Origin of the sequence: Pseudomonas congelans, assembly GCF_900103225.1 — a bacterium.
In the GTDB taxonomy this organism is placed as follows: domain Bacteria; phylum Pseudomonadota; class Gammaproteobacteria; order Pseudomonadales; family Pseudomonadaceae; genus Aquipseudomonas; species Aquipseudomonas congelans.
This window is the reverse complement of sequence record NZ_FNJH01000001.1, coordinates 537,351-556,894: the sequence shown is the minus strand read 5'-3', so window position 1 is coordinate 556,894 and position 19,544 is coordinate 537,351. Positions and strand designations below refer to the sequence as shown.

Annotated in this window: 17 protein-coding genes; 8 read left to right on the top strand and 9 right to left on the bottom strand. The window is 61.2% G+C overall.

Going from position 1 to position 19,544, the window contains the following annotated elements; translation table 11 throughout:
• Window positions 1–156: 156 nt before the first annotated feature.
• From BLR20_RS02395 to glnT, 5 genes are all read right to left on the bottom strand, one after another.
• On the bottom strand, window positions 157–1,482 hold the full coding sequence (locus tag BLR20_RS02395; protein WP_054994015.1) for an ammonium transporter: 1,326 nt from the start codon (window positions 1,480–1,482) through the stop codon (window positions 157–159).
• A 547-nt stretch (window positions 1,483–2,029) separates the two neighbouring features.
• Entirely contained in the window at window positions 2,030–3,370 is a 1,341-nt protein-coding gene (locus tag BLR20_RS02385) for an FMN-binding glutamate synthase family protein (RefSeq protein WP_010434814.1), read from the bottom strand.
• A gap of 15 nt (window positions 3,371–3,385) precedes the next feature.
• A complete protein-coding gene (locus BLR20_RS02380) occupies window positions 3,386–4,069 on the bottom strand; it encodes a GltB/FmdC/FwdC-like GXGXG domain-containing protein (RefSeq protein WP_032614689.1) in 684 nt (227 codons plus the stop codon).
• A complete protein-coding gene (locus BLR20_RS02375; protein WP_074594351.1) occupies window positions 4,066–4,986 on the bottom strand; it encodes a class II glutamine amidotransferase in 921 nt (306 codons plus the stop codon). Before BLR20_RS02375 ends, BLR20_RS02380 begins: the two co-directional genes overlap by 4 nt.
• A gap of 117 nt (window positions 4,987–5,103) precedes the next feature.
• Window positions 5,104–6,438, bottom strand: coding sequence for a type III glutamate--ammonia ligase (gene glnT / locus BLR20_RS02370; protein WP_010434809.1), 1,335 nt, complete (start codon window positions 6,436–6,438; stop codon window positions 5,104–5,106).
• A 289-nt stretch (window positions 6,439–6,727) separates the two neighbouring features.
• Here glnT and BLR20_RS02365 point away from each other — a divergent pair, with 289 nt between their 5' ends.
• A complete protein-coding gene (locus BLR20_RS02365; RefSeq protein ID WP_003423969.1) occupies window positions 6,728–7,333 on the top strand; it encodes a helix-turn-helix domain-containing protein in 606 nt (201 codons plus the stop codon).
• A 48-nt stretch (window positions 7,334–7,381) separates the two neighbouring features.
• Here BLR20_RS02365 and BLR20_RS02360 read toward each other — a convergent pair whose 3' ends face one another.
• The 4 genes from BLR20_RS02360 to BLR20_RS02345 all read right to left on the bottom strand — a co-directional run bounded on the left by BLR20_RS02360 (window position 7,382) and on the right by BLR20_RS02345 (window position 11,160).
• The gene (locus BLR20_RS02360; RefSeq protein ID WP_074594349.1) at window positions 7,382–8,548 is read right to left on the bottom strand and encodes an acetyltransferase domain-containing protein; all 1,167 of its coding nucleotides are present in this window, start codon (window positions 8,546–8,548) and stop codon (window positions 7,382–7,384) included.
• A 51-nt stretch (window positions 8,549–8,599) separates the two neighbouring features.
• Window positions 8,600–9,160, bottom strand: a complete 561-nt coding sequence (locus tag BLR20_RS02355) for a gamma carbonic anhydrase family protein (RefSeq protein WP_074594346.1) — start codon at window positions 9,158–9,160, stop codon at window positions 8,600–8,602.
• Window positions 9,161–9,171: 11 nt separating this feature from the next.
• Entirely contained in the window at window positions 9,172–10,077 is a 906-nt protein-coding gene (gene folE2, locus BLR20_RS02350) for a GTP cyclohydrolase FolE2 (RefSeq protein WP_074594344.1), read from the bottom strand.
• Between the two features lie 174 nt (window positions 10,078–10,251).
• Window positions 10,252–11,160 carry a LysR substrate-binding domain-containing protein gene (locus BLR20_RS02345; RefSeq protein WP_003408081.1) on the bottom strand — a complete coding sequence of 303 codons (909 nt, stop codon included), beginning with the start codon at window positions 11,158–11,160 and terminating at the stop codon, window positions 10,252–10,254.
• A 206-nt stretch (window positions 11,161–11,366) separates the two neighbouring features.
• Between BLR20_RS02345 and BLR20_RS02340 the strand changes: the two genes are divergently transcribed.
• The 7 genes from BLR20_RS02340 (at window position 11,367) to BLR20_RS02310 (ending at window position 19,432) form a co-directional block, all read left to right on the top strand.
• Window positions 11,367–12,887 (top strand): ABC transporter substrate-binding protein, encoded by a 1,521-nt coding sequence (locus BLR20_RS02340; RefSeq protein WP_074594341.1) that lies wholly within the window; start codon window positions 11,367–11,369, stop codon window positions 12,885–12,887.
• Window positions 12,888–12,988: 101 nt separating this feature from the next.
• Entirely contained in the window at window positions 12,989–13,906 is a 918-nt protein-coding gene (locus BLR20_RS02335; protein WP_003348343.1) for an ABC transporter permease, read from the top strand.
• A gap of 8 nt (window positions 13,907–13,914) precedes the next feature.
• Complete coding sequence (locus BLR20_RS02330; protein ID WP_032614679.1) at window positions 13,915–14,823, top strand: ABC transporter permease; 909 nt, start codon at window positions 13,915–13,917, stop codon at window positions 14,821–14,823.
• Between the two features lie 16 nt (window positions 14,824–14,839).
• Window positions 14,840–15,841: an ABC transporter ATP-binding protein gene (locus tag BLR20_RS02325; RefSeq protein WP_032614677.1), complete on the top strand. Its 1,002-nt coding sequence runs from the start codon at window positions 14,840–14,842 to the stop codon at window positions 15,839–15,841.
• Complete coding sequence (locus BLR20_RS02320; RefSeq protein ID WP_074594339.1) at window positions 15,838–16,860, top strand: ABC transporter ATP-binding protein; 1,023 nt, start codon at window positions 15,838–15,840, stop codon at window positions 16,858–16,860. The genes BLR20_RS02325 and BLR20_RS02320 overlap by 4 nt, the downstream gene beginning before the upstream one ends.
• Window positions 16,857–18,284, top strand: coding sequence for a M20 family metallopeptidase (locus tag BLR20_RS02315; protein WP_074594337.1), 1,428 nt, complete (start codon window positions 16,857–16,859; stop codon window positions 18,282–18,284). The genes BLR20_RS02320 and BLR20_RS02315 overlap by 4 nt, the downstream gene beginning before the upstream one ends.
• A complete protein-coding gene (locus BLR20_RS02310) occupies window positions 18,281–19,432 on the top strand; it encodes a M20 family metallopeptidase (RefSeq protein ID WP_074594335.1) in 1,152 nt (383 codons plus the stop codon). Before BLR20_RS02315 ends, BLR20_RS02310 begins: the two co-directional genes overlap by 4 nt.
• The last annotated feature ends 112 nt before the right edge of the window (window positions 19,433–19,544 follow it).

Here is a 19,544-nt window from a genome sequence, read left to right as displayed (position 1 = left end):
CGCAACGGGCCATCCATGGCCCGGTGCGGCTAGCCTGGCGTCCTGCCAGGCTACCCCCGGATCAGCGCCAGGACTCAGCCGTCACTTACGTCGCACTCTGCGTCGTCTGTGCCATCGCGATTAAAAGGCGCTTTTATTATGGGCACGACAGCCCTCTCAATGGTTGTAAGCCCGCTCGTTATGCTCGGCCAGGTCCAGGCCCATTTCTTCCACTGATTCATGCGCGCGCAGGCCGATCAGTGCCTGGACGGCCTTGAGGATGATCCAGCTGACCGCGAAGCAGTATACGGTGGTGAACAGCACGCCTTTGATCTGGGCAATCACTTGGGCCGCCATGCTGACATCAGGTACCAGGCCGCCCAGTGAGGGGACGCACAACACGCCGGTCAGCACTGCACCGATCATCCCGCCGATGCCATGCAGGCCGAAGACATCGAGGCTGTCGTCATAGCCCAGGCGTGTCTTCAGCACGGTCACGCTCAGGTAGCAGAACACCCCGCACAGCACGCCAATCGCCAGTGCCCCGCCGACTCCGACGTAGGCACACGCCGGGGTGATGCCGACCAGACCCGCCAATGCACCGCTTGCCAGACCCAGGGCGCTGGGCTTGCCGACCTTGAACCACTCGGTGAACATCCAGCCGAGTATCCCGGCGCACGCCCCCACTTGCGTGTTGAGCATGACGATGCCGGACGTGCCGTTCAGCCCGCCACCGGAACCGATATTGAAACCGAACCAGCCGACCCAGAGCATCGCCGCGCCAGCCATGGTCAGGCTCAGGTTGTGCGCCGGCATCGGGGTGTTCTGATAACCCTTGCGCTTGCCCAATACCAGGCATGCCGCCAGTGCCGCGACACCGGCATTGATGTGCACTGCGGTGCCGCCGGCGAAATCCAGCACGCCCCAGTTGTGCATCAACGCACCCGCCCCGCCCCAGACCATATGGGCAACCGGCGCATACACCAGGGTGAACCACAGCGCCATGAACAGCAGCGCCGCAGAGAATTTCATGCGCTCGGCGAAGGCCCCGGCGATCAGTGCCGGCGTGATGATGGCGAAGGTCATCTGGAAGGTCACGAACACACCCTCCGGAATGTCGCCAACCAGACTGTCCGGCGTCATGCCGGCCAGAAACGCACGACTCAGGCCGCCAACGAAGCTGTTGAAACTCACCTGCCCTTCGACCATGTTGCTGGTGTCCACCACCATGCTGTAGCCGTAGATGACCCACAACACGCCCACGACCCCGGCAATACCGAAACACTGGGTGAACAACGACAGCATGTTCTTGGCCCGTACCAGACCGCCGTAAAACAGTGCCAGCCCCGGAAGGCACATGAACAGCACCAGTACGGCTGCGGTGACCATCCAGGCGGTGCTGCCGGTGTTCAGAACGGGGGCGTCAGCTGCCTGCACAATCGGAGCAAAGGCGCCGAGCGCGAGTAAAGCTGTAAGGGATTTGCCGTGTAGACGATTGACCATGTTCAAAGCTCCCGCAAATGAATGGAAAGTGTCTGGCAGCAAAGAGGGTCATTGGGACAGGCGAGACTCTTCGGCCTCTTGAGGTTCATCGTCGTGCACTCCGTGGGGATGCACTCAATTCTCGCGGGGGCCAACGTGATCAAAAATCACATTGCGACGCTCGTTCCTACGCTCCGCGTGGTAATGCCTTTCGTGACGTTCCGCGTCACACAGCGGTTTTTCTTTTTCAGGTGGATTGGGGTTCGACTCAGGTCACCTTTTCGCCCCTCGGCGACCTACTTTGATGGGGCCAAAGTAGGCAAAGCCCGCAGCTCCGTTTCCGGCCCGACTTCGTCGGGTTCCTTCGCCCTGTCACTGATCCGGGGGTCGCCGCAACGGGCCATCCATGGCCCGGTGCGGCTAGCCTGGCGTCCTGCCAGGCTACCCCCGGATCAGCGCCAGGACTCAGCCGTCACTTACGTCGCAATTTGCGTCGTCTGTGCCATCGTGATCGAAAAGCACGTTATGGCGTCAGTCAGTACATCGCGTTCGAAAGCACGTTATGGCGTCAGTAACCCGACCCTGAACCCGGAATCCACGATGTCCCGGCCAGGGGCACGCGGGCCATGGCTGCTGATTCGACGGTCAGTGCCACCAGATCTTCCGGGTCGAGGTTGTGCAGGTGTGATTTGCCGCATGCGCGGGCCATGGTCTGGGCTTCGAGGACGAGTACGCGCAGGTAGTTGGCCAGCCGCCGACCACCTTCGACCGGGTCGAGACGTTTGGACAGTTCCGGGTCCTGGGTGGTGATGCCCGCCGGGTCGCGGCCGTTCTGCCAGTCGTCGTAGTAACCCGCTGCCGAACCGATCTTTCTCAGTTCTTCGTCGAGGCGCGGATGGTTGTCGCCCAGCGCTATCAATGCCGCCGTGCCGATCGCTACCGCATCGGCGCCCAGTGCCATGGCCTTGGCTACGTCGGCGCCGTTGCGGATGCCGCCGGAGACGATCAACTGCACCTTGCGGTGCATGCCCATTTCCTGCAGCGCCTGCACGGCCTGCGGGATGGCAGGCAGAATCGGGATGCCGACGTGTTCGATGAACACTTCCTGAGTCGCCGCCGTACCGCCCTGCATGCCGTCGAGCACGATCACGTCCGCGCCGGCTTTCACGGCCAGTTTCACGTCGTAGTAAGGACGGCTGGCACCGATTTTCACGTAGATCGGTTTTTCCCAGTCGGTGATCTCGCGAATCTCGGCAATCTTGATCGCCAGATCGTCAGGACCGGTCCAGTCCGGGTGACGGCATGCAGAACGCTGATCGACGCCGACCGGCAAGGTACGCATGCCGGCGACACGTTCGGTCACTTTCATGCCCAGCAACATGCCGCCGCCGCCAGGCTTGGCGCCCTGCCCCAGCACGATTTCGATGGCATCGGCCTTGCGCAGGTCGTCCGGGTTCATGCCATAGCGCGATGGCAGGTACTGATAGACCAGATGCTGCGACTGGCCACGCTCTTCCGGGGTCATGCCGCCGTCGCCGGTGGTGGTGCTGGTCCCCGCGATGGTCGCGCCACGGCCCAGTGCTTCCTTGGCGTTGGCCGACAACGCGCCGAAGCTCATGCCGGCAATGGTTATCGGGATTTTCAGATACAACGGCTTCTTGGCAAAACGATTGCCGAGCACCACGTCGGTGCCGCACTTCTCGCGGTAGCCTTCCAGCGGGTAGCGCGACACGCTGGCACCGAGCAGCAGCAGGTCGTCGAAGTGCGGCAGCTTGCGCTTGGTGCCGCCACCGCGGATGTCGTAGATGCCGGTTTCCGCAGCACGCTGGATTTCCTGAATGGTCAGGCGATCGAAAGTGGCCGACTCGCGCAGGACTGGAGCAGGTTTGTGGCTAATAGGGTCGCTCATGGTAATGCTCCTGGATCAGTACGCGGAGGCGTTATCGACTTTGAAGTTGTACAGCTGACGGGCCGAGCCGTAGCGTTTGAAATCCGCTGCCTTCTCGTTGAAGCCCGCGCGATTGAGCAACTCCTGCAACTCCTGCAGATGCTCTTCACGCATCTCCTTGGCGATGCAGTCAGAGCCCAGTGACTCGACCTTGCCTTTGACGTAGATCCGCGTCTCATACAGCGAGTCGCCCAGCGCATCGCCGGCGTCGCCACAGACCACCAGCCGCCCGGCCTGGCCCATGAAGCAGCTCATGTGGCCGATGCTGCCGCCGACCACGATGTCGATGCCTTTCATGGAAATTCCGCAACGCGCCCCGGCATCGCCTTCAATCACCAGCAGGCCGCCATGTGCTGTCGCGCCGGCCGCCTGCGAGGCGCTGCCCTTGACCCGCACAGCGCCGGACATCATGTTTTCCGCGCAGCCGACACCGACGTTGCCGTGCACGGTGATCGACGCTTTCTGGTTCATCCCCGCGCAGTAGTAACCCGCGTGGCCCTGGATATCGACGGAGATGGCTTCGTTGACGCCGACCGCCAGGTTATGTGCGCCATCGGGATGCGTGACCAGCCATTCGCGGTCCTGCAATTGCTTGGCCTGATCGTGCAGGGCCTGATTGAGATCACGCACGGTGGCGCTGGAAAGATCGACGGTTTTCATGGGCGTGCTCCCTCGGCTGGCTCGCGTTCCCAGATGTACATGGTGGCCGGGACCGGTTCCCAGACCCTGGCGTTTTCGATCCCCGGCAGGCTGGACAGCGCCTGGTATTCCGAGGCCATGGCGACGTAGTCATCGGTTTCGGCAAGGATCGCCGGTTTGCAGGCGATCGGGTCGCGAATCACCGCAAAACCATTGCGTGTGCCGATGGCGAAGGTAAAGAAGCCGTCGAGGTCTTCAAGCGACTTGTCGAGCGCCTGTTTCAGGCTGTCGCCCTGCTGCAGACGCCAGGCCAGATAACCCGCGGCCACTTCAGTGTCGTTGTCGGTCTCGAAGTGAATGCCCTCGCGGCGCAGGTTCTGGCGCAGGCGAAAGTGGTTGGACAGCGAGCCGTTGTGCACCAGGCACAGGTCGGAGCCCGTCGAGAATGGGTGACTGCCTTCCATGGTCACGGCGCTTTCGGTGGCCATGCGGGTGTGGCCGATGATGTGACTGCCCTGCATCGACGCCAGGCCAAAGCGTTCGGAAATCTCCCGCGGCAGGCCCATGCCCTTGAGGATCTCGATACTCTGACCGGCACTCATGATGCGCACGGTGGGTGCCAATTCCGCCAGCACAGCGCGCACCGGAGCTTCTTCTGCCTGAATTTTCAACACCACGGCACTGGCGTTCTGAAACCAGTCCAGCGGCGCGTTCAACCTGCCTTGCAGCGCCGTAATCAGCGCTGTGAAATCATACTGTTCGGTGGTGGCCTGCAAGGTCAGCTTGACCCAGCCCTGCGCCACTTCATCCCCATAGATGGCGAACCCTGCACTGTCCGGTCCGCGGTCGGTCATGGCTTCGAGCATCGGCTCGAACAACTTGCCGAGTTGCGACTCCAGCGCCGGGTTTTTCAGATACAAACCAACGATTCCGCACATAAGCCTCACCTTGTTCGGGAGCGGCAGGCTTCAAGCTGCAAGCCAACCGCATAGACAGAAAAATCAAATACGCCGCAATCCAGCTTCTTCTTGCAGCTGGAAGCCTGAAACGTGCAGCTAGAAAAACTCGATATAGCGTTTCACTTCCCAGTCGCTCACGTGGCGGCTGTATTCCACCCACTCCATGCGCTTGAGGCGGATGAATTCGTCGACAATTTCGCTGCCCAGCACTTCGGCAAACAGCGGGTCGGCCTGCAACGCATCGCAGGCTTCGTTGAGCGACTGCGGCAGGGTCTTGATGCCCCGTGCGGCAATCTCTTCCAGACTCAATTTGTAGAGGTTCTCGTTGCAGACGTGATCGATCTCCAGTTGCCGGTCGATGCCGTCCAGCCCTGCAGCAATGATCGCGGCGCTGACCAGATACGGATTGCAACCAGCGTCGGGCAGACGAAACTCCAGGCGGCCGTAGGGCACGCGCACCATCGCCGAGCGGTTGTTGGCACCAAAGGCAATGAAGGCCGGAGCCCAGGTGGCGCCCGACAGTGAATTGCCGACCACCAGGCGTTTGTAGGAGTTGACCGTGGGTGCGGCAAAGGCACACAGCGCAGGGCCGTGAGCCAGCAGGCCCGCGGCAAAGTGATAGGCCAGCTTCGACAACCCCATGCCGGAGGGATCGCTGGCATCGTGGAACAGGTTCTTGTTGCTGGCACTGGCGATCGACAAGTGAAAGTGCATGCCATTGCCGGCACGCTTGGGGTCGGGCTTGGGCATGAACGAGCAGATCATGCCCATGTCATTGGCGATCTCACCGGCGGCCATGCGAAAGAAGGTAAAACGGTCGGCCGATTCCATGGCCTCGCTGTAGGTGTAATTGATCTCGAACTGGCCGTTGGCGTCTTCATGATCGATCTGATAGATGTCGAAACCCACCGGCTGCAATGCCTCGGTCAGGCGCTCGAGAAACTCGCGAGAACGCGACAGCCCCTTGTAGTCGTAGCACGGCTTGTCGAGGTTATCGCTGGCATCGACCATCTGCAGGCTACCGGTGACATCACGCTTGAACAGGCTGAACTCGGGCTCCAGGCCGGTATTGAGGGTCCAGCCGCGCTGGCTGAGGCGTTCGACCTGCTGCTGCAGCACATAACGGCTGTCATAAGGCCAGGGTTTGCCATCCACATGCCCGATGCACACCACCCGACCATAGCCCGGCTGCCACGGCACCGGTGTCAGCGATGACAGATCGCCCCTGGCCATGAAGTCCGGCCCGTGAGGCTCCATGCCCATGCCGCAGATTGCGAAACCGGCAAAGCCGGCACCGTCCTCTGCAACCATTTCAAGACCTGTCACAGGAACCGATTTGGTCTTGGCCGAACCATGAATGTCGACGAACTGGGCCAGTACGTACTTGATGCCGTGCTGTTCGATCAGACGTTGTGTTTCGGGTGGCAACATGGGACGTGTCTCCTGGCAAAAGCAAAACGTTTCAGGGAAGGACCGCTATTCACTGCCTTTCGGGATATATTCCGAACAGGAAAGTTACTTTCCCTTTAGGAATGCAAGCCGCTTGCCAGTTTGGTATGCCAGTTAAACGAGGCGACTCAGGAGGGGTAATTCAGCTGTTTATATGGGAAACTCGTTTTCCCTCTGGGAATAATCTGCAATCCGGCAGCGCCACGGCCGTAGCGAAACGCACATTCCCAGTGCGAAATAAAAATTATTGAACGGAAAGTGTGCAAAGCCGATGAATATGCCGACCGACCCTCATCCGAAATTGAAGCTCGAACAGTACCTGGGCATTCAGATCAAGCGTCAGCGCCAGGCACAGGAATTGAAGCTCGCCGACGTGGCGCGCATTGCCGGTATTAGCCAGGGCATGCTGAGCAAGATCGAGAACGCGCAGGTCTCGACCAGCCTCGACAACCTCAGCCGCCTGTGCGACGTGCTGGGCATGCCCATGTCCAAACTGTTCAGCCAGTACGACCAGCAAGGCAGCAGCGCCCTGCTGGTGAAGGCCGATGAAGGACTCGAAGTGGTGAGGCGCGGCACCGAGAAAGGCCACACCTATCACCTGCTCAACCATACCCGTGGGCCGAAGAAGAGTTTCGAGGCGTACATGGTGACGATGGACGATGCCAGCGAAGAGTTTCCGACCTTCTCACACCCAGGCACGGAGTTCCTGCACCTGCTGGAAGGTGAACTGATCTACCGTCATGGCAACCAGCTGTATCCGATGCAGGCCGGTGACAGCCTGACCTTCGACGGCGACATTCCCCATGGCCCCGAGCAACTGGTGCAAGTGCCGATCAAACTGCTGTCGATCATGAACTACGGGGCGCACGGAGATTGACGCCAAGCGAGAAGCAGTACGCCTGCAGGCGTACCGCTGTTGCGGGGACTAGAAGTATTTCAGCCAGCTGATATCCCGACGACGTGCCTTGAGCGCAGCGAACCAGCGCACCGCCGGGAACAGCAGTATGGCCAGTACCACCGACGTCAGCCAGACACCCCACATGTGGTCGAAGCCGAAGTAGGTGCCCTGATTGGTCCCCCAGATCGCCAAGGCAATCAGGTAAAGGATCTTCAGCATGTAAAGGTGCAGCAGGTAGAAAAACATCGGCGCCGAACCGAGCACCACCAGCGGCCGCAAAACGCTTTTTTCCTGACCGCGTTCGAAGGCGATGAGGATCAACAGACCAATCCCCAGCGTCAGGCAGATGAACAGCAGCGAGGGCGGGTATTTGGTGATGTTGAAGAAGCTCATGAGCGTCTGTATACCGCTGTCGCCGACGCTCCACGGCTTTTCACCGTAGCCGTTGATCAGGCGCAGAACCACGAAGCCCAGCAACGCCCCTGCCCCACACTTCCACAGATTCGCACGGCGTTTCGCCGCATCGTAGCTGCTTGAGAACCAGGGGCCTGCGGCGTAGCCCAGTGCGATGATGCCGATCCACGGCAACAACGGATAAGACGTACGCAAGCGCAGGTTATCGGAAGCCTCGATCCAGCCACGGTCGTGCAGAATCGCCCACGGCACGTGCATGGCCGACTCGACACCGAAATGCAGCGTGTCCAGCAGGTTATGCCCGGCGATGATCAGCACACCGATGAGCACCAGTGCCCAGCGCGGCAGGAACACCATCAGCGACAGCGCGACCATGCTCAGGCCGATGGCCCAGATCACTTGCAGGTAGATGATGGTCGGCGGGAACTGGAAGGTCCAGGCAAAGCTCACCAGCGTGAACTCCAGCGCAATCAGAAACAGACCGCGCTTGAGCAGGAACGCCGCAACGTCGGTTTTGCCCTGGTGCTTCTCGCCATAGAGGAACGCCGAAAGCCCGGTCAGCAGGACGAACAGAGGCGCACACAAATGCGCCAGCGTCCGACTGAAGAACAGCTCGGGCGCAGTGGTTGTGACGTCCATCGGGTCGATGACCTGATGGTGCATGAAGAACGTTTCGCGGACATGGTCCAGCAACATGAAGAGAATGATCAGCCCGCGCAGAGCATCGATCGAGCGCAGCCGTGATGCGGGTGCCCGGGTTGAGTGAACAGCTGTTGTCATGAAAGATCCAGATCCGTGGGCGGAAGTGCAATGAGTCGAAGGTGTAATGAGTCAGAACTCGTTCTGAAGCGCCTTGTAGCCGCACACCAGATCAATATTGGTATGCGCCACATCTTCGGAAAATTCCGAAGCCGAAATGCTCACCGGCGGAAATTGCGAAAGGTCAGTGCCCGACCCGATCCGGGTGGTGGACGGCACGTAAAAGTGCTCCGGCAAATCGCGACCGTCGACCACCGAGTTGTGCCTGACCACGCTGCCGTTGCCGACCTGGCAATTGAACAACACGCTATTGAAACCGATGAACACACGGTCTCCGACTATGCAAGGTCCGTGCACGATAGAGCGGTGGGCGATCGAGGTGAACTCGCCGATGGTGACAGCAGCACCTGATTTCGAATGGATCACCACGCCGTCCTGAATGTTGGAATTGGCACCGATGACGATCGGTTCCATGTCTCCGCTGGCATCGACTTCGTCGGCACGGATCACGGCGTAGGGGCCGACAAACACGTTGTCCTTGATGATCACCTTGCCGCAGATGATCGCGGTCTTATCGATGTAGGCGGACTCGGCAATGACCGGCAGATGGCCGGAAGGATTTTTACGGATCACGGAATGAAACCTCAGGACAGGTAATTGGAAGTCTGGGCAGCGGCATCGTGCGGATGCAGGCTTTCGAAGTGACGGACACTGACGCTGGAGGCTGCATAGCGGCCTTCGAGTGCTTGCTGGACCTTGCGCGCGGCGTCTTCGACGTACATCAGGTTCTGGCCGTTGAGCCGCGCGAAGGCCTGCTCGTCGGCCCGCTTGACGGCGGTTTGTACCGGAGTGCCCAGCGCCTGCTCGACACTGTCGATCAGCGTCATCAGGCCCAGTTCAGCCGCTTGCTCCGACACCCGCACCTTCACCGTCGCAACGCTGCGTTGGCTGTGCGGCGTGGCAAGCGATGCGTTTTCGCGCAGCCAGCTCGCGACCTGCATCGGATCGACAAACGACTGCCTGCCGAAGCGCGCCGCGAATGCCTCTTCCAGCAGTTGGCGAGACAATGCGGCCGAGCACGGACAGGTGGACGAGTAGGTGACATCCACCGAACTGTCCAGGCACAGACGGCCGGCATGCCAGGTAGCCTCAAGCTTAACGGGGTAGGATTTCCAGCCGCTGAGCCCTTCGGTAATCAATGCCGGCCGCCGGCACAGCAGATTGAAGCTCAGCGTCAGACGGGCGTGACTGGAGTGGCAGTCGAGGTGACTCTCGACCATGGCTTCCAGCAAGGCAGCCAGCGTATCGGGACTGACGATCTGGCGCTCGGCATAGCCGTCGAGCAACCGATAGAGTCGTGACATGTGGATACCTTTGACGCTCGGGTCGGCCAGATCGACCTGCAGATCGACATGCGCGTGAACCGGGTGACGAATGCTCGCTTCAGCCAGTCTGATCGGCACCTCCACACCTTGCATGCCGACCCAGTCGAGTGACACCAGCGCCGGGGAAATTTCCGTCAGGGCAACATCCGGGAGAGGTTTGTTCATGTGCGTCGTTCGTCTCGTTGGCGAACTTCACCACGTGGGCGAAGCCTGATGTTGGCGGTTCACAGCCGTACAGTGCACGGCCATAAATTCGTTACACTATAACATCATGATTGTTAACTTCATCAACCAAACGTTACCCACCCCGCACCGCGCCCTCGCAATACCGCCAGCGGCTCAGGTCTTTGCCAGCTCCTCGATCAGAAAATCCCGAAAGGCGGCGACTGCCGCCGGCAGGTTGCGCCCGGCCATGCTTTGCAACTCGATACGCCGTGCCTTCATGCCATCGTCGCTGATCGGCAGCGATTTGAGCTGTTTTTCATGGGCGCGTTTATCCAGCGTCATCTCGCTGGACAGGCTGATTCCGCCCTCCTCCCGCACAAACCGCAGCAACGCGCCTATGTAGTTACTGGTCAGCACCGGATCGAACAGCAGGCCCTGCACGCCGCAGCAGATATCAAACAACTGGCGCAAGGTCGTGTCGGTGTTGGTCAGGGCGATGGCGTAAGGCTGAAGTTCAGCCAGCGTGACCTCCTTGCGTGCGGCCAGCGGATGGTTATGACTGACCACTGCGCAGATCGCGCCGCTGTGGATGTGCTCGACCTTGATCTCGTTCTGCGGCGTCAGGCTGAAGGTCAGGCACAGGTCTGCATCGCCAGAGCGCACCCGTTCGGTGGCTTGCGCCGGGGCGCAGACCTCCATCGAGAAATGGATGCCCTGGTACTGCCGCCGAAAGCGCGCAATGCACTGCGGCAGAAAATCCAGGGCAAAGCCCTCCGAGCAGGCGATGCGCACATGACCACGCTGCAAGCCTTGCAGCTCGGTGATTTCCAGCACCACCTGCTCGGCCTCAAGCTGTGATTTGCGCGCATAGGCCGCCAGACGAACACCCGCCTCGCTGAGCATCATGCCGCGCGCCTGACGTTCGAAGAGCACAGCATCCAGCTCCCGCTCCAGTTTGCTGATCTGTCGACTGACTGCCGAAGACGCGACATTGAGGCGGATCGAGGCTTCGCTGATCGATCCGCACCGCGCCACTTCGAGGAAGTAGCGCAAGGCTGTGGACTGTACGCCGTAGAGTTGCATCGATGCTCCTGCGTTGCCTTTTCAGCAATGAAAGGTTCGAAATATTGTGCTTGTGGCATTGATACGCTTTGCCTAGAGTCGTGTCGAGGCGCAACTCATCAAAAGAAGCCAATCAAAAGAACACTGCGACCTCGTTGCTTCTTCCTTCTCGCATTTGCGACCCACTGCCCTTTGATACATCCACTTCGCCTTTTGGAGACGACGGCATGGGAATCAAGGGTTTCGCTCGCAGCATCGCGCTATTGAGCCTGTTCAGCAGTTTCTCCGTCCTGGCCGGCAAGGCTGACGACACACTGGTCTACGCCTCGGACAGCGAACCGGAAAACATCAGCCCCTATCACAACGATTTGCGCGAAGGCGTGATCCTCGGTCGTCTGATCTGGGACAACCTGGTCTATCGCAACCCGGACAATGGCGAATACCAACCGATGCTCGCCACCAGCTGGAAACAGGTCGACGATACGACAATCGATTTCCAGCTGCGCCAGGGTGTGAAGTTTCACAACGGCGACCCGTTTACCGCAGATGACGTAGTGTTCACCCTCAATTATGTGGTGTCCCCCGAGTCCAAGGTGGTCACCGTGCAAAACGTCGACTGGATCAAGAGCGCCGAGAAACTCGGTGACTACAGCGTCCGCCTGCACCTGAAAAAGCCCTTCCCGCCTGCGCTGGAATACCTCTCCAACGCTGTCCCGATGTTTCCGAAAAAGTATTTCGAACAAGTCGGCATGGCTGGGTTCAGTCGTAAGCCGATCGGCACCGGGCCTTACAAGGTCACGGCCATCGCCACCGGCGAAGGCGTGAAGATGGACAAGAACACGGACTACTTCAAGGACAGCCCCCAGGGTCAGCCGAAGATAGGTCACATCAACTTTCGCGTGATCGCCGATGCCGAAACGCGTCTGGCCGAGCTGATGACCGGTGGCGTCGACTGGACCTGGCGAGTGGCGCCGGATCAGGCGGAAAACCTCAAGGCCATGCCCAATCTGGTGGTCACCAGCGGTGCGACCATGCGCATCGGCTTTCTGATTCTGGATGCACGCGGCACCTCCAGCGCCGATTCGCCGATGAAGCACCTGAAGGTACGTCAGGCGATCAATTACGCGATCAATCGTGACGGCCTGGCCTCGCAACTGGTCGGTGGCGAAAGCAAGCCGTTGCAAGTCGCCTGCTACCCTGGCCAGTTCGGCTGCGACACCACCGCCGCCACGGTCTACAACTACGACCCGGCGAAGGCCAAGGCGCTGCTCGCCGAAGCCGGCTACCCGAACGGTTTTGAAACCGAAATCTTCGCCTACCGCGACCGCGATTACGTGGAAGCCATCATCGGCAACCTGCGCGCCGTGGGCATCAACGCCAAGCTGCGTTACCTGAAATACGCAGCCCTGCGTGATCAGCAGCGCGGCGGCAAGGTACCGATGTCGTTCCAGGCCTGGGGCTCGTTCTCGATCCTCGACACCTCGGCGTCGGCCGGCACCTGGTTCAAGGGCAACCCTGACGACAACATCAAGGACCCGCAAGTCCAGGGCTGGCTGCAGACCGCCGACAACGCGCTGGACCCACAGGTGCGCAAGGACAACTACCGCAAGGCGTTGCAGCGCATCAGCGAGCAGGCCTACTGGGCGCCACTGTTCAACTACTCGATGAACTACGCCTATGTCTCGGACCTGAACTTCAAGCCTTACCCGGACGAGCTGCCGCGCTTCGTGCTGTCGAGCTGGAAATAAGCCTTGCCCGAGCCAGTCGGTGAACCTGGCTGTGAGGCGCATGCCGCGCCTTGCAGCAGGGTCAGCCACCCCGTCATCCCCTGAACACAAGGTCACTTGCCATGTTCGGATTTCTCTTGCGCCGCCTGGGTATTGCCCTGTGCGTAGCGATTACCGTGTCGGTGATCAGCTTTTCCCTGCTGCACCTGTCCGGCGATCTGGCCACTGCCATCGGCGGGCCGGAAGCCAGCAGCGAGCAGATCGAACAGATCCGTGTGCAGTACGGCCTCAACAAGCCATTGGTGACGCAGTATTTCGAATGGCTCGCCGACGTGGTGCGTCTTGACCTGGGCGACTCGTTCTTCTTTCAGGAGTCGGTCTACAACCTGATCGCCTCACGTCTGTCGATCACGCTCGGGCTGGGCGCAATGGCCCTGAGTATTGCGTTGCTGATTGCCATTCCGCTGGGTGTGCTGGCCGCGGTGAAACGCGACACGTGGATTGATCGGCTGGCACTGAGCATCGCAGTACTGGGTCAGGCCATGCCGAGTTTCTGGTTCGCACTGATGCTGATCGTGGTGTTTTCAGTCACCCTGAAATGGCTGCCGGTATCAGGCAATTCGACCTGGGCGCACTTCGTGATGCCTGCCATCGCCCTCGGTTATTACGCCACGCCGGCGATCATGCGCCTGACCCGTGCGGGCATGCTCGACGTGCTCAACTCCGATTACATCCGTACTGCGCGGGCCAAGGGCCTGCGCCCTGCCACCGTGCTGTTCAAGCATGCGTTGCGCAACGCGCTGATTCCGGTGGTGGCCCTCGCCGCCGTGGAATTCGGTTTCATGCTCGGCGGTTCGGTGGTCATCGAAACGGTTTTCTCGCTGCAAGGCATTGGCCAACTGGCCTGGGACGCGATTGCCCGTGACGACTTCCCGGTGGTGCAGGCGGTCGTGCTGTTGATCGCGGTGATCTACATCGTCCTCACCCTGCTGGCCGACGTGCTCAATGCACTGCTCGACCCGCGCATCCGCGTGAAATAGGAGGCCCCATGAGCACAACCACCTCATCGCCGCTGCTGATCAACGATTACCAGCCTCCGGCGCGCAGCGTCTGGCGCACCTTACGCAGCAGCTTCGCGCATCGCGGCTTCGCCATCGGCGCGATACTGCTGCTGATCATCCTGCTCGGCGCACTGCTCGCCCCCTGGCTGGCCCCCTACGACCCCTATGCGCAGGACGTAATGCTGCGCATGAAACCGCCAGTGTGGATGGCCAACGGCACCTGGGACTACGTGCTGGGCACCGACAAACTGGGCCGCGATTACCTGTCGCGCCTGCTCTACGGCGCACGCATCTCGCTGTTCATCGGTTTCTCGGCCGCGCTGATCTCCGGAATCATCGGCACCATCATGGGCCTGCTGGCCGGCTATTTTGGCGGCAAGACCGATGCGCTGATCAGCTACCTGATCACCACACGCCTGGCGATGCCGGTGGTGATGATCGCGCTGGCCTCTGCATCGCTGATCGGTGGCTCGCTGAAAGTGGTGATCGTGCTGCTTGGCTGCCTGCTCTGGGACCGCTTTGCCGTGGTGGTACGCGCTGCCGTGCAGCAGATTCGCGACGCCGAATACGTCGCCTCGGCCCAGGCCCTGGGTTGCTCGACGCTGCGCATTCTGGCCAGCGAAATTCTGCCCAATCTGGTCGGTGCGCTGATCGTCGTCGCTACGCTGGAAATGGCTCACGCGATCCTCCTCGAGTCGGCACTGTCGTTTCTCGGGGTCGGTGTGCAGCCGCCCATTCCTTCATGGGGGCTGATGATCGCCGAGGGCAAACCGTACATGTTCTTTTCCCCTTGGGTCATCGCCATTCCAGGTGTTGCTCTGATGGTGCTGGTGCTGGGCATCAATCTGGTCGGTGACGGCTTGCGCGACCTGATCCTGCCCGACGGGCGCAACTGACAGAGGAGATACGCACATGGCGCTGTTGCATGTTGAAAACCTGCGTGTCGAGATTCCTCTCGGGCAAGACACGCTCCACGCAGTGCGCGGCCTGGACTTTCAGGTCGAGCGCGGCGAAATGCTGTGCATCGTCGGCGAGTCCGGCTGCGGCAAATCCCTGACCTCGCTGGCGCTCATGGACCTGCTGCCGCACAAGGCCCGGCGTACCGCAACGACCCTGAGTCTGGATGGCATCGACATGCTGACCCAGAGCGAGCGGCAGATGTGCGACCTGCGCGGCAACCGCCTGGCGATGATCTTTCAGGAGCCCATGACCTCGCTGAACCCGGCCTACAGCATTGGCGATCAGCTCAGCGAAGTGCTCACCCGACACCGCAAGGTGTCACGCAAGGAGGCCCTGCAGCGCGCCGCGCAGATGCTCGAGAAAGTCGGGATCAGCAACGCAGACGAGCGCCTGCGCCAGTATCCGCACCAATTGTCCGGCGGCCTGCGCCAGCGAGTGATCATCGCCATGGCCCTGATGTGCGAACCGGACGTAATCATCGCCGACGAACCGACCACTGCGCTGGACGTGACCATTCAGGCGCAGATCCTGCGCCTGATCCGCGACATTCAGAAGGAGCTGGGCCTGGCCGTGATCTTCATCACCCACGACCTGGGGCTGGTGGCACGTATCGCCGACCGGGTCGCGGTGATGTACGCCGGACAGATCGTCGAGACCGCCCCGGCCATCGAGTTGTTCGAGAACCCGCAACACCCTTATACCCGCGGTTTGCTGGCGAGCATTCCGATCCCCGGACGCACTCAGCCGGGCCAGCCGCTGGGGTCGATTCCGGGGCTGGTGCCCAGTCTGGTCGGCGAGCAACACGGCTGCGCATTTCGCAATCGCTGCCCACAAGCGATCCCGGCCTGTGCCGACGACGTCCCGCCGATCAATAGCCACAACCACATGACTCGCTGCCTGTTTGCCGCAGCGGGCGCCGAACCTGTGTTTCACCGTGAGGGCGTACCGTCATGAATACCGCCGTGAAACAGATTCCGACTGCCAGCGTCAAGAAAGACATCGCGCTGGAACTGTGCGATATACGCCGCGAATTCAGCATCAGTCGTGGTTTTTTCAAACCCAATGCCACGCTCAAAGCCGTCGATGGCGTTTCGCTGCGCCTGATGCGCGGCGAGACACTCGGGCTGGTCGGCGAATCGGGCTGCGGTAAAAGTACCCTGGCAAAGATGCTGCTGGGTCTCCTTGCGCCCAGCAGCGGCGACGTACTGGTCAACGGCAAGCACCTCGCCGGTACCGACCGCAAGGAGATGGCGCGGCGCATTCAGCCGATCTTTCAGGACCCCTACTCGTCACTCAACCCGCGCAAGACCCTGTGCGAGATCGTCACACTGCCGCTGATCGTGCATGGCATTGGCACCCCGGCCGAACGTCGCCAGCGCGCCGAAGCGATGATGGACGTGGTCGGCTTGCCCAAGCGCGTGATCGACAGTTACCCGAGCCAGCTTTCCGGTGGCCAGCGCCAGCGTGTGGCGATTGCCCGGGCGCTGGTGATGCGCCCGGATGTGTTGATCTGCGACGAACCGACTTCGGCGCTGGACGTTTCAGTGCAAGCGCAGATCCTCAATCTGTTGCAGGACCTCAAACAGGAATTCGGCCTGACTTACCTGCTGATCAGCCACAACCTGGCCGTCATCGAACATCTGGCCGACCGCGTGGCGGTCATGTACCTGGGGCGGATCGTCGAAGAGCGCAGCCGCGAATCATTGTTCGCCAGACCCGGCCATCCCTACACCCAGGCGTTGCTCGACTCGGTGCTGACCCCGGACCCGCATCTGGGCATTCCCGACTTGGGTTTGCACGGCACTTTTCCCAACCCCATGTCGCCGCCGGCCGGCTGCGCCTTTCATCCGCGCTGCCCGGCCTGCATGCCGGTGTGCAAGGAAAAAGCCCCGGCCATTGGCCGCATGGAAGGCGGAACCGTTCGCTGCCACCTGCACGACACCTCGAAACCTCTGGAGCAGATGCCCTCATGAGTAGCCGTTCGCACGCCATCGAAAACGTCACGGAACAGTTCGACAACGGCGCCTTTTTCGCCCTGCTCGGCAAAAGCGTTTCCTACCCGACCCAGAGCCAGGAGGCCGAAAGCCTGCCCGAGCTGTATCGTTATCTTCATGAGTTCATCACCCCGCATGTCGAGCGTCTGGGTTTCAGCGTTGCCGTGCATGACAACCCGGTTACCGGACGCGGCCCGCTGATGATCGCCACACGCATCGAAGGCGCTGAACTGCCGACGCTGCTCAGTTACGGGCACGGGGACGTGGTGCGCGGCTATGACGCGCAGTGGCAGACCGGCCTGTCGCCGTGGCAGGTGATCGAACGTGGCGAGCGCTGGTATGGACGCGGCACCGCCGACAACAAGGGCCAGCACCTGATCAACCTGACGGCACTGGAGCAAACCCTCAAGGCTCGCGACGGCAAGCTGGGTTTCAACGTCAAATTGCTTCTGGAAATGGGCGAAGAAGATGGCTCACCTGGCTTGAGCGCGTTCTGCCAGGCGCACGCAGAAGAACTCGCCGCCGATATTTTCATTGCCTCCGATGGCCCGCGCCTGGCAGCGGCACGCCCTACCCTGTTTCTCGGCTCGCGCGGAGTGTTCAACTTCGAGCTGACGGTAAACCTGCGCGAAGGCGCGCACCATTCCGGCAACTGGGGCGGCCTGCTGGCCAACCCGGGGATCATTCTGGCCAATGCCATCGCCAGCATGGTCGATGAGCATGGTCGGGTGAAAGTCGCGGGGCTCATGCCCAAGGCGATCCCCGACGCGGTGAAGGCCGCATTGGCGGATATCGAGGTCGGCGGCGGCCCAGGCGATCCGGACATCGACGCCGACTGGGGAAACCCGGCGCTGTCACTCAGCGAAAAAGTCTTCGGCTGGAACACCTTCGACGTTCTGGCTTTCAAGACCGGCAACCCGGACGCCCCGGTACACGCCATTCCTGGCAAGGCTCACGCGTTGTGTCACATTCGCTTTGTGGTCGACAGCGATTACAACGCGTTCATCCCCGCCGTGCGCGCGCACCTGGATGCCAATGGCTTCGATCGTGTCGAGGTCCGGCAGACGCGCATGGAAGTAATGCACGCCACGCGTCTGTCGCCGGACAGCCCGTGGGTCGGCTGGGCGCTGGATTCGCTGGCCGCCACCACGGGCAAGAAACCCGCGCTGCTGCCCAATCTGGGCGGTTCGCTGCCCAATGACGTGTTCGCTGAAGTGCTGGGCCTGCCGACAGTCTGGGTACCACACTCATACCCGGCGTGCTCGCAGCATGCACCTGACGAGCACTTGCTGGCTCCGGTGGTCAAGGAGAGCCTGCAAATCATGGCCGGACTGTTCTGGGACCTGGGCACGGACGGCGCAAGATTGACCCGGGAGCAGCGGGCACAGGAGCTGAGTGAATGAATGAGGCACAACTGCACGCTACCGCGTGGCTGGCCGAGCAATATGAGGCGATGGAAGCGCTGCTGCAGCGCCTGGTCGATACCGATTCCAACAGTTACGACAAGGTCGGCGTCGACGCTGTCGGGGACCTGCTTGTCGAGCATTTGCAGGCCGACGGTATCGACGTCACGCGCATCCCGGTCGAAGGGTTTGGCGATGTACTGCTCGCCGAGTTGCCCGGCGGCCCCGGAAAACCGGTGCTGCTGCTTGGGCACCGCGACACGGTGTTTCCCAAGGGCACCACGTCCACCCGCGGCTATACCAAGGACGCCGAGTTGGCCTACGGCCCTGGCGTGGCCGACATGAAGGGCGGACTGGTGCTCAACTGCTTTGCACTGAAAGCCTTGAAGCGCGCAGGCCCGCTGCCGTTTCCGGTGCAGATCCTCTACACCGGCGACGAGGAAATAGGCTCAGCCAGCGCTCGCACTCATATCGAACACTACGCCCGCCAGGCGCGCGCGGTGCTCAACCCCGAACCGGGACGCGCCAGCGGCAATGTGGTCAGCGCGCGCAAAGGCGGTGCCACGCTGATCATCGAAGTCAGCGGCCGCGCGGCGCATTCGGGGGGCAATCATGCCGACGGCGCCAGTGCCATCCAGGCGCTGGCGCACAAGGTGATCAAGTTGCATGCGCTGACTGATTACGCGGCGGGCATCACCACCAATGTCGGGCTGATCTGCGGCGGTACCTCCAGCAACACGGTAGCGCCCAGCGCAACGGCGAAGCTCGATGTGCGTTTTATCGAGCTTCGCCAATGGGAGGAAATACTGGCCGCCGTGCAGGCCATCGTCGCCGAAGAGGAACTGCCCGGCACGTCAGCCAGACTGCTGGAAGCCACCACCTTCCTGCCGATGGAAGCCCGGCACAGTACCGAGTTGCTGAGCCTTTACCAGAGCCTCGCGCAGGAACTGGGTTTCAGCGTTGAAGGCGAGTTCACCGGGGGTTGCGCCGACTCGGGCTTCACCGCCAGCCTGGGTATCCCGACCCTGTGCGGCCTCGGCCCGGTGGGCGGCAAGGTCCACACCGACCGCGAGTACCTGGAACTGAACACCCTGGTGCCCAGAGGCCAGGCGCTGGTCGCGACGATTCTGGCGCTGGGGGATGTGTGACGCAGAGCGTCACGAAATGCATTCCCACGCGGAGCGTGCGGAACGATGAACATTCGGGATGGCAACTATCGTGCCCTTGCTCCGCGTTATACATGAGCCCGCTTCTGATTCT